The following is a 10,297-nucleotide window of genomic DNA, read 5'->3' on the forward strand; positions in this document are numbered from 1 at the left end:
GGGTGGTGTGCCATCGAGATGGCCGAGGTTGCCCGCGGCCGGGCACAAGGCCGGGGTCGCGTCAAGATTGCTGACCGCGCGTCGCTTCTGCGCGCTGCGGCTGGTGGAAACTCCCAACAGGCCACACTGTGAGGCCCGTGAACTTCGTGTCAAGGGTCCGAGCCATCCTGGACGACCTCATCAAGGGTGGGCACTTCTGGCTGCTGGGCAGCGTGGCCACCGCGACCTTCGCCAAGGTCGGGATCGCCCTGGTGCCGATCCTCGGCGGGACCGTCCTGCTGCTGCTGCGGTGGCGGATCAACGTGCTATCCCTGGGCGACGAGGACGCCGCGTCCCTCGGCGTGCGGCCCGGCGTGCTGCGCTGGGTGGTGCTGAGCGCGTCCGCACTCGTCGTGGCCGGTGCCGTGGCCGTCAGCGGAGTGGTCAGCTGGGTGGGCCTGGTGATCCCACACCTGGCCCGGATGTGGGTCGGCCCCGATCACCGCATCCTGCTGCCCGTGAGCTTCGGTCTGGGCGCGGCATACCTGATCCGGAGCCCCCGAGATCCTTGACTGCCTCAAGTGTTGCAGGAGCAATTCCTGGTAGTGGGGCAACTCGACGGTCGTCACAGGACCGCCTTGTCAGAGTCAGGCCGCGGTGACGTGAGAGGGCGTACCTGCACGACGGACCCCCATTGCGGAAGTGACACCAGGGTTCTATTTTAGTGTCACTTAGATGATAGATGACAGTACGATGTCCTTGTGAGCGTCACACCGAACCGCGGCGGTACGTGGCCCGCGGTCGCCTACGAGAGTGTCCCGTGGGATGTCCACCCGGTCAGCGGGATGCCGCGGCAGGACCGAGCGATGCTCGGGCGGCCTTATCGTGCCGCTGTCCTGGCACCGATCGCCGAGCTTGACCTCAGTCTGTCCGGCGGAGTCGCCGCGGAGGTGGAGGAAGCGGCCGGAGAAGCGCGGCTCTTCGATGCCGAGGCGGGCCGCGAGCTCGCCCCGTTCACCGCGATGCTGTTGCGCACGGAGTCTGCGGCGTCCTCCCAGATCGAGCAGCTGTCCGCCTCCGCCCGCAAGATCGCCGAGGCAGAGGTCACCGGGGCCGGCACCGCCCACGCCGAGATGATCGTCGCGAACGTGCAGTCGATGCGGGCCGCCCTTGAGCTGGCCGACCACCTGGACGGCTATGCCATCTTGGCCATGCACGAAACCCTGATGCGTCGAAGCGTGCCGCAGATTGCCGGGAGATGGCGTGAGGACCAGGTGTGGATCGGGGGCCGAGCCCGCGCGTTCGGGCCGGGCACTCCGCACGACGCCGACTTCGTGCCCCCCGTTGCCGCTCGCATCGAGCCGGCCATCGCTGACCTGGTGGCCTTCCTCGCCAGGGTCGACCTGCCTGCGTTGGCGCAGACCGCCCTCGCGCACGCCCAGTTCGAGACGATCCACCCCTTCCCGGACGGCAACGGTCGAGTCGGCCGTGCCCTCGTGCAGGCGATGCTGCGGGCCAAGGGCGTCGCCCACCACGTCTCGGTCCCGGTGAGCGCCGGTCTGCTGACCGACACGAAGGGCTACTTCCGCGCTCTGACCGCATACCGGGAGGGCGGACCGGAGATGATCGTCAGCACCCTCGCCCGCGCCACGATGCTCGGGGTCGCCAACGGCCGAGAGCTCATCGCCGACCTGGAATGCGTTCGTGCGGGCTGGAAGGAAAAGTTGTCCGGGATCCGCGCCGACTCCGGGGCTCGCCGGCTCGCCGACGGCCTGCTGCGCTACCCGGTCGTCTCCGTCACGCAGGTCCGCGAGGTCCTCGCGGCCTCGCCCGGGCAGAACGTTCACCGGCACATTGACGTCCTCGTCCAACGAGGCATCCTCAAGCACCACCAGGACGACAAGCCGCGCAACCAGACCTGGCGCGCACCGGACATCCTCAATGCCCTGGACCGGTATGCCGACCGTGCCGGTCGCCGCCGCCGCTGACCTCGAACCATTCGCCTTCGTCGAACCCTGACCGTCCCTCAGACCGCCGATCGAAGCCACAGGCTCACCGCCCTGAGCCGCGCGGCCCACCCGTCACCTTGCCGACCAGCGCCCCTCCCCCTGGAGCGTTCCCACTGCTGATCGATACACCTCTTGCACCGACGGTCGGTGACGTGACAAGTACCTGACAGTCAGAAGAGCGCCCCTGGGCTTACGGGAGACGGTGTCGATCCACAAGCTGAGCGCGGGGTCGGTGTATGACTACCTGACCCGGCAGGTCGCGCGGCACGCCGCGACCGCGACCGGGCACGCCGGACTGGCCGACTACTACTCCGCGAAGAGCGAGGCGCCCGGCGCGGCTGGACGCCACCGCCGAGCGGCTCGTGCCCGGGATAGGGGACGCCCCGGCCTGGCCCACGCTGCGCGCTCACCCGACGTTGCTTGCCGCTCACGGCATCGACCCGGACCAGGCGCTGCGCGAGGCGGTGGTGTGTCGTGAGCTCACCACCGCCGGCGACCCTGCCGCGGTCCTGGGCTGGCGGCTGGACGACACCTGGCTACGCAACGCCGGTGCCGGCCCGCTGCCCTGGACCCCCGGCATACCCCCGGTCCTGGCGAAGGACCCGCAGTGGGGTCCCTACCTGACTCAGCGCGCCGATCTCGTCCGCGACCTGGCCGGGCAGGTCGCTTCGCGGGCGGCCTCGGGGCCGACCCCGGCGTGGGCACCGCCGGGTGCCGCCCGGCCGGCCGACGAGATGCGCGCGCAGGTCGCGGTCTGGCGGGCCGCCGGGCAGATCCCCGACGCAGACCGGCGACCCACCGGGCCACCCTGCCCGGAGATGGCTCCCGCGCTCCACCAACGCGCGCTGAGGGCCCAACTGAGGGACCGATCGCCCGCGCTGGCCGAGTGGGGACCCGTCATCCAGTCACTGTCGCCCGCCGCGCGGGCCGATGCGTTCGCTCCCGTCCTGGCCGAGCGGCTGGCCGCGGTGTCCCGGGCCGGCATCCCCGCGGCCGAGCCACTGCGGCATGCCGCCACGACCGGCCCGTTGCCCGACGACCACGCCGCGGCCACGCTGTGGTGGCGCATCGCGGCCCACCTGTCCCCCGCCGTGGCAGCCGGCGTCGACGAGCCGCACGGGCAGACCCGGCCCTGGGTCCCCGCCCTGGTCGAGGCGCTCGGCGCGGACCAGGTGCGGGTCATGCAGGACAGGGCGTGGTGGCCCGCCCTTGCCACCAGCATGGACCACGCGCAACAGCGCGGATGGCAGGTGAAGGACCTGGTGGCCGCCGCCCGCCCTGCCGCCGGCGGCGACGACATACCGGACCTGCTCTGGCGCATCGACATCGTGACCGACCCGCCGCTGCCCGAGGAGGACCGGGAGGTGCCCGCGGCACGGCCACCGGATGACCTGCTGGGCCTGGATCAGATCGCTCCTGCGTGGGCGCCGACCCAGGCGGAGATCGCCGCCCACGACCTGGGCCGGGCCGGGACCAACGAGGCCCTCACGACCCCGGAGCAACGATGGGCGCCCTTCGCGGATCGGCTCGACCCCCGCCTCACCCGCGACGCGGAGTGGCCGATGCTCGCGCAGAGGATGCAGCACATCCACAACGCCGGCTACGACATCCCCACGATCAGCCATATCGCGGTCAGGACTGAGCCTCTGGGCGAGCACCCGGCACTGGATCTGTACTTTGGGCTGCTGGATGCGCTGCCACCGAGGCCTCGTCAGGACAGGCCGCGGAGACGGCCCTCACCGAAGTTCTCCACCCCCGTGGAGAATGTCCGTCCCAGCTATACGAACCGCCCGCGGGGTCCGTCGATCGGACGCTGACCCCCGCCACGTGCCGAGGAGCGGCCAGGTCGTGACAGTCAGGGACCCGCTTCTCGGGCCTATGGAGGTGAGAGGAGTCCCATGACCCAGACAACCGCACGCCGCCACTACGAGTCCCTGACCCAAGCCGCCGAACGGACCGGCCTCAGCACCCGCACACTGCGCCGCCGCATCGCGACCGGCCAGCTCACCGCATACCGGGCGGGCCCGCGAATCATCCGCCTCGACCCCGCCGACGTCGACCGCCTCCTGGTCCCGGTCCCGCACGCGGGCCGCGACTGAGCGCACGAGCCGACCGTGCTTCGACGAAGGTCTCAGCGGTTGCTGCGGTAGGCATCTTGACGGTGGGCGATGTCGACGACCGTGACGGTGCGCTCATCGTCGACGATGCGGTAAATGACACGGTAGGTGCCGCGGCGTGCGCTGTGCCGGTCGTCCAGCGGCGGGTGGAGCCGCTTGCCGAGTCGGTGAGGATTGCCAAGCAGGGGACCCACGATGAACTCATGCGCGGCGAACGCCACAGCCTCTGGCAGCTTCTCCGTGAGCTGTCGCCGGTCAGTGGGGGTGATGACGAGCGTGTACCGGTCTCGATCCTGCGTCACGCACTTCGCCTCTGGCGTTCGGCCATTGCTCGGGCCAGCTCGGCCTCAGGAAGGCCTTCGCCTCGCGCGAGTTCGGCATCGGAGGCGGCAAGTCGTTGCATGGTCTCGGGGTCGGAGAGGATCGCGAGCGACTCTTCCAGCGACTCCAGGTCCTCGGTGGCGATCAGTACCGCCGAGGGCTTGCCGTGCACCGTGACCGTGACGCGTTCATGCTGCGTGTTGACCCGTCCAATCAGCTCGGAGAGATGTGCCTTGACTTCGGCCAATGCCAGGAAGGTCGTCATGGTCACAAGTATGACCAACCAAGGTCCCAGTGTCGAGCCCGCCTGTTGGTCAAGAGATCACGACGACAGCCGGAGCGACCACGACGTATGGACCGCGGATGGGCAAACTGCGCCGAGGCCTGCCGCACCGGCCGCCCGCGCCTGCACACCCTGCCTGGTCACCCCGGCATACCGGCTCTCTGAGCCGGCTTGCTCGGCAGCGGCTCTCTGTCCACCCTTGCCCGACGAGGGAGGCCGCTTGCTCTTGAATGTCGGTTGCACACCCCCCTGCCCCGAGGCAAGGTGGAGACGACGGCGCCTGACGAGCATCATCGCGGCGCGCATGCCACGAAGGAGAAGCGCATGGACCCCATCGAGCGACCCCCAGCAATCGTGGACTGGACGAGGCGACTCGAAGACGTCACCGCGCTCGACGCACCGGTCCAGGCGATCGAGCCCTATATCCAGAAGGCGTTCGGGACGGGCGCGCGAGCCTCGGTGCTGCGGGGTGACTGGCTCGGCCACGCGGTGCACCCCGTGCTGACCGATCTCGTGATCGGCACCTGGACCTCCGCCAGTGTGCTCGACCTGTTCGGAGGGGAGGAGTCCGCCAGCTCGGCGCAGAAGCTCATCGGCACCGGTCTGCTCGCCGTCGGACCGACAGCCTGGACCGGGTGGGCGGAATGGTCGGACATCGGCCCACGCGACAAGCGGGTCGGCCTGGTGCACGCCGTGACTAACGGTCTGGCCATCGGCATCTACGCATCGTCGTGGGTCGCCCGTCAGCGCGGGCGGCACAGCACCGGAACCACGCTTGCGCTGGCAGGGGCGGCCGTCTCCGGGGTCGGCGCCTACCTGGGAGGCCACCTCGCCGCCGCACGGAAGGTGAGTAGCCACCACCCCGCATACGACGAGGCCTCCTAAATCTGGACCGGGCGGCCCTCGAGCCGAACGAAGGAGCAGGCCGGGCGTGCGTCATACCCCGCGTCGAAGCCGAGGCGTAGTTGACGGCCTGGACTGTTCTCGTCCAGGTCGTCGACGAAGACGGCACGCTCCGCGGCATGGACCGCTGCGACCCTCATGGCTCGGTGCGTGGATGCGAGACGACTGCGCCACGCCGGAGCTCGACGTGGTCGCCCAGAACGAAGGCCTCCTCGATCTCAGCCATCCGCGACTCGAAGAGCCTCAACAGGTCGTCGTTGCCGATCTTGCCCGTGGCGACAACCAGCAGACGCGCGGGCGAACCGGTCAACAGATGGCTGTTGCGGAAGTCCGCGTCCTTGGTGACAAGCACCCGACCCTCCTGATCAGCCAAGGCCGCGATCCGCTCATCGCTGCTCCTGTTGCCGTCCGGAAGCGAGAAGGTATGGAGCACGTCATGACCGATTTTGCCGAGCCCGGCAGCGAGCCGGACGGGTAGCTGGGCGTCGACGAGCAACCTCACGCGGCGCCGAGAGGTCCGACCGCTTGGCCGCCCGCAGTGAGCGCCGCAAACTCCAGAGCCGCAAGCAGGTCATCTCGCTCCAGGTCTGGGTAGTCCTCGAGAACCTCCTCCACCGACATCCCCGAAGCCATCAACTCCAGCAACATCTGGATCGGATACCGCAGCCCACGGACCACCGGCTTGCCATGGCAGATCGACGCATCCGCGGTGATCCGGTCCAGTCGAGACATGCATCCAGCCTACCGGCGCAGCGCCGAGGCTGTGGTGTCCCAGCCGGTGGCCGCGCCTTGACGCCGCCAAAGACGGCGGCACAAGGGCAGATCCCAACCTGCCTTTGTCTACGCCAGCATGACGCGTCGCGTTATGCTTGTGGGGTGATCAGGTCGTCCCGAGACACTGCGACGGAGCGGCTCTGGTCTCGCCAGCGAGCCAAGGGCTTCGACCCCCGGATCGAACGGGTAGCCCTGCGCAAGCTGGTCATGCTGGACGCCGCAGAGAACCTGGACGACCTTCGTATCCCGGCAGGCAACCGCCGCGAGCCCCTCAAGGGCAACCGGGCCGGCCAGCACAGCATCAGGATCCACCAGCAGTGGCGGGTCTGCTTCGTCTGGACGGCGGCCGGACCCGAGGACGTCGAGCTGGTGGACTACCAGGATGAGAGTGTCACAGGTGAGCACAACCGTCGCCCCAATCCACCCTGGCGAGGTGCTGCTCGAGGAGTTTCTTGAGCCACTGGGAGTGACCCAGCACCGCGTGGCGGTGTCGATCGGAGTGTCCCCGCGCCGGATCAACGAGATCGTCCACGGCAAGCGGCGCATTACCGCAGACACCGCCCTGCGCCTATCGCGATACTTCGGCACCAGCGACCGCTTTTGGCTCAACCTCCAGACCCGGTATGACCTGGAGAAGGAGAAGGAGACCATCGGCCAGGCCCTCGACCAGATCGAGCCGTTGCAGACCGCCTGAGCTCGGTGCGCCGAGCCTTCCAGCTATGCCGCATGGCCTCAGCACGCGCATGCTGCGCCACCGCATTGCAGCCGGCCAGTTCCCCGCATACCGGCAGGGTCCGCGCATCATATGCCTCGACCTCGCTGACGTTGACCGAGTCCGGGTGCCGGTTCCGCACGACGACGTGGCCGAGAAGCTTTGGGGCCTCCGTAGCCGCCGATGGCCAACCTTCACCGAAGCCTTGGTTTGCCTGCTGCGTGACCGCCCGCTTCTGCCGCGGTGGCTCGGCGGGTGGTTGGACTGGCAGGGGGTCCCTAACTGTCTGTGACGGATCTGACGTAAGCACCGAACCCCGGCACGGTGAACGCGAGCATCCCGTGCGCCGGCGCGTCCACGATGCCCTTGTCCAGCAACGACTGGCGCGCCATCGAAAGAGCCGTCGTGTCCACACCGAGCTCTGTGGCGATGTCGCGGCGTGGGACGGGAAGCTCCGCGTGTGCGGCCATGATCGCGAGGATCTCCCTCTCCCGCGCGGACGCTTTAGCCCACCGGGTGCGGTACAGCTCGGTCAGGTCGACGTCCACGCGCCCCTGGGCGGCGTGCACGTGCCCTCCGGTGAGCTGGTCGCCAGGGTCCGGGTTGCCCGCGGCCCGCCAGACTTCGTCGCCGTACACCTGGACGAAGTACGGATACCCCTGGGCACGTTCGACGACCGTCGCCAACGCGTCCGTTGCCCAGGCGACCCCCAACTTCGAGGTCGGCGCGGTCAAGGCCTCCCGCGTCTCGTGCGGTTCAAGATCACGCATCGGCCGGTACTGGAACCGCTCGGCGTAGGTGACGGCGCCAGTGACCACGTCCGGGGTGTGGGACAGGCCGGCGGCCAGCAGCGCGGCCGGGACCGGGAGGTCGGAGGATTGGAGTTCCTGCCACGCATACGCGATGGTCCGCAAAGAGTCCTCGTCCGCGGCCTGGAACTCGTCGATGAGGAGAACCAAGCCCTTTCGGTCGGCGTCCTGGGTCGCGGAGCGGGCCGTGTGAGCGACGAGCTCGCGGAAGGCGCGTGTCGCCTGCGGGGCGGGCCCGCTCCCGCCAGTCACCTCGACGTGGCCGAAACCTGGCACACCTGCCGACAACTTCACCTCCTCGACCCATTGCGCCAAGACGTCTCCGTGGCCCCACGCCCGGGTGAGCTGATCGACCTCGTCGGCGATGACGGCGGTGAGCGTGCCGTTGCCCGCGGTGACGTACACGGTGGCAAGACCCAGATCGGTCGCTGTGCGTTGGGCGCGACGCAACAGGCTCGTCTTGCCGACGCCGCGCGGCCCAACGTCCACCCGGATCCGGCCGGCGAAGCGTCCCTCAAGCGCGACACGAGCGAGGAGGCCGGAGATGTCGGTCAGCTGGGTCTCCCGGCCGGGGATCTCGTGGGCGGTCTCACCGGGGGTGTAGGGGCTCGTTTGCACGGCGCGTCATCCTCCAGTTGCGATAGGTCTTTATAGAACCTCTGAAGTATAACCTGGCATAAGGTTTGCCTGAGAGGCCGGGAAGAGCGCACCGAAGCGCTCGCTGAGTGCAACAACCTGCTCCTCGACCACTTGGCCGACATGGACGCCGAGGACCGCCTCGAGCGAGCGGCTCACCCGCCACCCCGCCCTGGGCGGACCTGAACAGCAGTACCTCCAGGCCCGACTGGCACACCGACATGGAGACCTCGGCCGCACCCGAGACCTGATGCAGCAATGCCTACAGGCTCTGCCCGGTCACCCCGACTTTCTGCAGTTCGCCACCGAGATCAACGCCGAGGTCACCCGCTGAAGACTCCGCCTATGTCGGTTGCACTCGCCGCTGCCCCGAGGCAAGGTGGAGACCACGGCGCCTGGCGAGCATCCTCGCGGCGCGCATGCCAGCGAGGAGAAGCGCATGGACCCCATCGGGCAACCCCCAGTAATCGTGGCCTGGACGAGGCGGCTCGAAGACGCCACCGCGCTGGACGCGCCGGTCCAGGCGATCGAGTTCCATATCCAGAAGACGTTCGGGACGGGCGCGCGAGCCTCGGCGCTGCGCGGTGACTGGCTCGGCCATCCCAAGTGGCTTTCGACCGCGCCTGCGTAGCCGCTCGACGTCGTAACCCCGTTCGGCCTCCTCTGCCCAGTCCTCGATGTCCTGCTCGGTGACGGGCCTGCCGATAATGCTCTCCACACCCAAAACGTAATACGAAAAGCGTGGACGTCAAGGCCGCCTGTAAGTGTTGTGTTTTTTGTGTTTGCGGCTGACACTTGGCCTGTGGATGCTGATCGGAGGATGTTGACGACGGGTCAGGTGGCGCAGATTCTGGGCTGCTCACGTCAGCATGTCGTGGACCTGTGTGACTCCGGCACACTGCGTTCCTCAACGGTCGGCACGCACCGCCGGATCGCTCGGCAGGACCTGCAGGCCCTGCCGGGACAGCGCACCCTCGGCTTGCGCCGTGAGGAGGAGCGTTCGCTGTGGCTGCACCGCGCGCTGCTTGGCCCGCTGCTACGGGACCCGGACCGAGTGTTGGCGCATGCCCAGCTCAATATCGAGCGGTGGCGCGGACAGCACCGCGAGGCCGGGATGAGCCAGCACAGGTTGAGCCAGTGGCAGCAGCTCCTCGACCGGGGGGTCGACGCGGTCGCCGACGTGATCGCCAGCCGCGACCCAGACGCGGTGGAGCTGCGGGCGAACTCTCCGTTCGCCGGGGTGCTGGAGGAGCAGGAACGATTGGCAGTGCACCTCGCCTTCCGGCGGCACTGGGCGGCCGAGCACGAGGCCGCATGAACCGTGAGCAGCTCGCACACGTGCTGCGGACCAGCTCTGAGATCGCGGGCGACCCCCACATCCTGGTCATCGGCTCCCAGGCCATCTTGGGCACCTTCGACGAGGACCTCCTGCCCGCCCCGGCGACCGCGTCTCGCGAGGTCGACATCGCGTTCCTTGACGACCCGGGTAGCGCAAAGGCGGACCTGGTCGACGGTGCCATCGGCGAGCTGTCATCGTTCGACGAGCAGTTCGGTTAGGGGCCGCGAAGAAATAGTGTGGGTCTCTCACGGCGTGTCGCGTGATGATGTGAGGGTGTAGTTCCACTCACCGTGGAAGTCGTGGCGGGTCAGCGGGAGTGCCTCGACGTCCTTCTTGGTGTACCGCAGACCGGTGGGGTAGTCCTCGGTGTCCAGGACGCAGTGGACGCGTAGCCCGGTGGTCGTGGTGGTGTTGC

At 68.7% G+C, this 10,297-nt stretch carries 17 protein-coding genes; 10 read left to right on the forward strand and 7 right to left on the reverse strand.

Annotation, left to right across the window (positions count from 1 at the left end):
* The first annotated feature begins 137 nt into the window (after positions 1 to 137).
* From ACR2FV_RS06745 to ACR2FV_RS06760, 4 genes are all read left to right on the forward strand, one after another.
* Positions 138 to 551, forward strand: coding sequence for an iron chelate uptake ABC transporter family permease subunit (locus tag ACR2FV_RS06745; protein ID WP_434014923.1), 414 nt, complete (start codon positions 138 to 140; stop codon positions 549 to 551).
* Between the two features lie 189 nt (positions 552 to 740).
* Positions 741 to 1,967 carry a Fic family protein gene (locus tag ACR2FV_RS06750; RefSeq protein WP_434014924.1) on the forward strand — a complete coding sequence of 409 codons (1,227 nt, stop codon included), beginning with the start codon at positions 741 to 743 and terminating at the stop codon, positions 1,965 to 1,967.
* Positions 1,968 to 2,350: 383 nt separating this feature from the next.
* Entirely contained in the window at positions 2,351 to 3,805 is a 1,455-nt protein-coding gene (locus ACR2FV_RS06755; protein WP_434014925.1) for a hypothetical protein, read from the forward strand.
* 81 nt (positions 3,806 to 3,886) lie between these two features.
* On the forward strand, positions 3,887 to 4,087 hold the full coding sequence (locus tag ACR2FV_RS06760; protein ID WP_434014926.1) for a helix-turn-helix transcriptional regulator: 201 nt from the start codon (positions 3,887 to 3,889) through the stop codon (positions 4,085 to 4,087).
* A gap of 32 nt (positions 4,088 to 4,119) precedes the next feature.
* On the opposite strand, the gene ACR2FV_RS06765 is transcribed toward ACR2FV_RS06760, so the two are convergent.
* Both ACR2FV_RS06765 and ACR2FV_RS06770 read right to left on the reverse strand, forming a co-directional pair.
* Positions 4,120 to 4,407, reverse strand: a complete 288-nt coding sequence (locus ACR2FV_RS06765) for a type II toxin-antitoxin system RelE family toxin (protein WP_434014927.1) — start codon at positions 4,405 to 4,407, stop codon at positions 4,120 to 4,122.
* Positions 4,404 to 4,691 carry a type II toxin-antitoxin system Phd/YefM family antitoxin gene (locus ACR2FV_RS06770; protein WP_434014928.1) on the reverse strand — a complete coding sequence of 96 codons (288 nt, stop codon included), beginning with the start codon at positions 4,689 to 4,691 and terminating at the stop codon, positions 4,404 to 4,406. The genes ACR2FV_RS06765 and ACR2FV_RS06770 overlap by 4 nt, the downstream gene beginning before the upstream one ends.
* A 342-nt stretch (positions 4,692 to 5,033) precedes the next feature.
* Here ACR2FV_RS06770 and ACR2FV_RS06775 point away from each other — a divergent pair, with 342 nt between their 5' ends.
* Positions 5,034 to 5,594 (forward strand): DUF2231 domain-containing protein, encoded by a 561-nt coding sequence (locus ACR2FV_RS06775; protein WP_434014929.1) that lies wholly within the window; start codon positions 5,034 to 5,036, stop codon positions 5,592 to 5,594.
* On the opposite strand, the gene ACR2FV_RS06780 is transcribed toward ACR2FV_RS06775, so the two are convergent.
* The 3 genes from ACR2FV_RS06780 to ACR2FV_RS06790 are packed head-to-tail and all read right to left on the reverse strand — an operon-like array spanning position 5,591 to position 6,344.
* The gene (locus ACR2FV_RS06780) at positions 5,591 to 5,752 is read right to left on the reverse strand and encodes a hypothetical protein (RefSeq protein WP_434014930.1); all 162 of its coding nucleotides are present in this window, start codon (positions 5,750 to 5,752) and stop codon (positions 5,591 to 5,593) included. The genes ACR2FV_RS06775 and ACR2FV_RS06780 overlap by 4 nt on opposite strands.
* Positions 5,749 to 6,108, reverse strand: a complete 360-nt coding sequence (locus tag ACR2FV_RS06785; RefSeq protein WP_434014931.1) for a DUF5615 family PIN-like protein — start codon at positions 6,106 to 6,108, stop codon at positions 5,749 to 5,751. Before ACR2FV_RS06785 ends, ACR2FV_RS06780 begins: the two co-directional genes overlap by 4 nt.
* A gap of 2 nt (positions 6,109 to 6,110) precedes the next feature.
* Positions 6,111 to 6,344: a DUF433 domain-containing protein gene (locus ACR2FV_RS06790; protein WP_434014932.1), complete on the reverse strand. Its 234-nt coding sequence runs from the start codon at positions 6,342 to 6,344 to the stop codon at positions 6,111 to 6,113.
* 144 nt (positions 6,345 to 6,488) lie between these two features.
* Here ACR2FV_RS06790 and ACR2FV_RS06795 point away from each other — a divergent pair, with 144 nt between their 5' ends.
* Together ACR2FV_RS06795 and ACR2FV_RS06800 are read left to right on the forward strand one after the other, a co-directional pair.
* Positions 6,489 to 6,842 (forward strand): type II toxin-antitoxin system RelE/ParE family toxin, encoded by a 354-nt coding sequence (locus ACR2FV_RS06795; RefSeq protein ID WP_434014933.1) that lies wholly within the window; start codon positions 6,489 to 6,491, stop codon positions 6,840 to 6,842.
* On the forward strand, positions 6,769 to 7,080 hold the full coding sequence (locus tag ACR2FV_RS06800) for a HigA family addiction module antitoxin (protein ID WP_434014934.1): 312 nt from the start codon (positions 6,769 to 6,771) through the stop codon (positions 7,078 to 7,080). The genes ACR2FV_RS06795 and ACR2FV_RS06800 overlap by 74 nt, the downstream gene beginning before the upstream one ends.
* A gap of 296 nt (positions 7,081 to 7,376) precedes the next feature.
* On the opposite strand, the gene ACR2FV_RS06805 is transcribed toward ACR2FV_RS06800, so the two are convergent.
* Positions 7,377 to 8,525 carry an ATP-binding protein gene (locus tag ACR2FV_RS06805; RefSeq protein ID WP_434014935.1) on the reverse strand — a complete coding sequence of 383 codons (1,149 nt, stop codon included), beginning with the start codon at positions 8,523 to 8,525 and terminating at the stop codon, positions 7,377 to 7,379.
* Between the two features lie 397 nt (positions 8,526 to 8,922).
* On the opposite strand from ACR2FV_RS06805, the gene ACR2FV_RS06810 reads away from it, so the two are divergent.
* From ACR2FV_RS06810 to ACR2FV_RS06820, 3 genes are all read left to right on the forward strand, one after another.
* The gene (locus tag ACR2FV_RS06810; RefSeq protein ID WP_434014936.1) at positions 8,923 to 9,174 is read left to right on the forward strand and encodes a hypothetical protein; all 252 of its coding nucleotides are present in this window, start codon (positions 8,923 to 8,925) and stop codon (positions 9,172 to 9,174) included.
* A gap of 189 nt (positions 9,175 to 9,363) precedes the next feature.
* Positions 9,364 to 9,861: a helix-turn-helix domain-containing protein gene (locus ACR2FV_RS06815; RefSeq protein WP_434014937.1), complete on the forward strand. Its 498-nt coding sequence runs from the start codon at positions 9,364 to 9,366 to the stop codon at positions 9,859 to 9,861.
* Positions 9,858 to 10,100: a hypothetical protein gene (locus ACR2FV_RS06820; RefSeq protein ID WP_434014938.1), complete on the forward strand. Its 243-nt coding sequence runs from the start codon at positions 9,858 to 9,860 to the stop codon at positions 10,098 to 10,100. Before ACR2FV_RS06815 ends, ACR2FV_RS06820 begins: the two co-directional genes overlap by 4 nt.
* 27 nt (positions 10,101 to 10,127) lie before the next feature.
* On the opposite strand, the gene ACR2FV_RS06825 is transcribed toward ACR2FV_RS06820, so the two are convergent.
* Positions 10,128 to 10,297 (reverse strand): ISAzo13-like element transposase-related protein (locus ACR2FV_RS06825; RefSeq protein ID WP_434014939.1); only part of this gene is annotated, 170 nt, incomplete at its 5' end.

This window comes from Ornithinimicrobium sp. (assembly GCF_051004135.1).
Classification (GTDB): domain Bacteria; phylum Actinomycetota; class Actinomycetes; order Actinomycetales; family Dermatophilaceae; genus Ornithinicoccus.

Coding starts and splice junctions, on each gene's coding strand:
- ACR2FV_RS06780 (WP_434014930.1), bottom strand. CDS start 5,752: ATGAGGGTCGCAGCGGTCCATGCCGCGGAGCGTGCCGTCTTCGTCGAC.
- ACR2FV_RS06770 (WP_434014928.1), bottom strand. CDS start 4,691: ATGACGACCTTCCTGGCATTGGCCGAAGTCAAGGCACATCTCTCCGAG.
- ACR2FV_RS06820 (WP_434014938.1), top strand. CDS start 9,858: ATGAACCGTGAGCAGCTCGCACACGTGCTGCGGACCAGCTCTGAGATC.
- ACR2FV_RS06760 (WP_434014926.1), top strand. CDS start 3,887: ATGACCCAGACAACCGCACGCCGCCACTACGAGTCCCTGACCCAAGCC.
- ACR2FV_RS06800 (WP_434014934.1), top strand. CDS start 6,769: ATGAGAGTGTCACAGGTGAGCACAACCGTCGCCCCAATCCACCCTGGC.
- ACR2FV_RS06790 (WP_434014932.1), bottom strand. CDS start 6,344: ATGTCTCGACTGGACCGGATCACCGCGGATGCGTCGATCTGCCATGGC.
- ACR2FV_RS06815 (WP_434014937.1), top strand. CDS start 9,364: ATGTTGACGACGGGTCAGGTGGCGCAGATTCTGGGCTGCTCACGTCAG.
- ACR2FV_RS06775 (WP_434014929.1), top strand. CDS start 5,034: ATGGACCCCATCGAGCGACCCCCAGCAATCGTGGACTGGACGAGGCGA.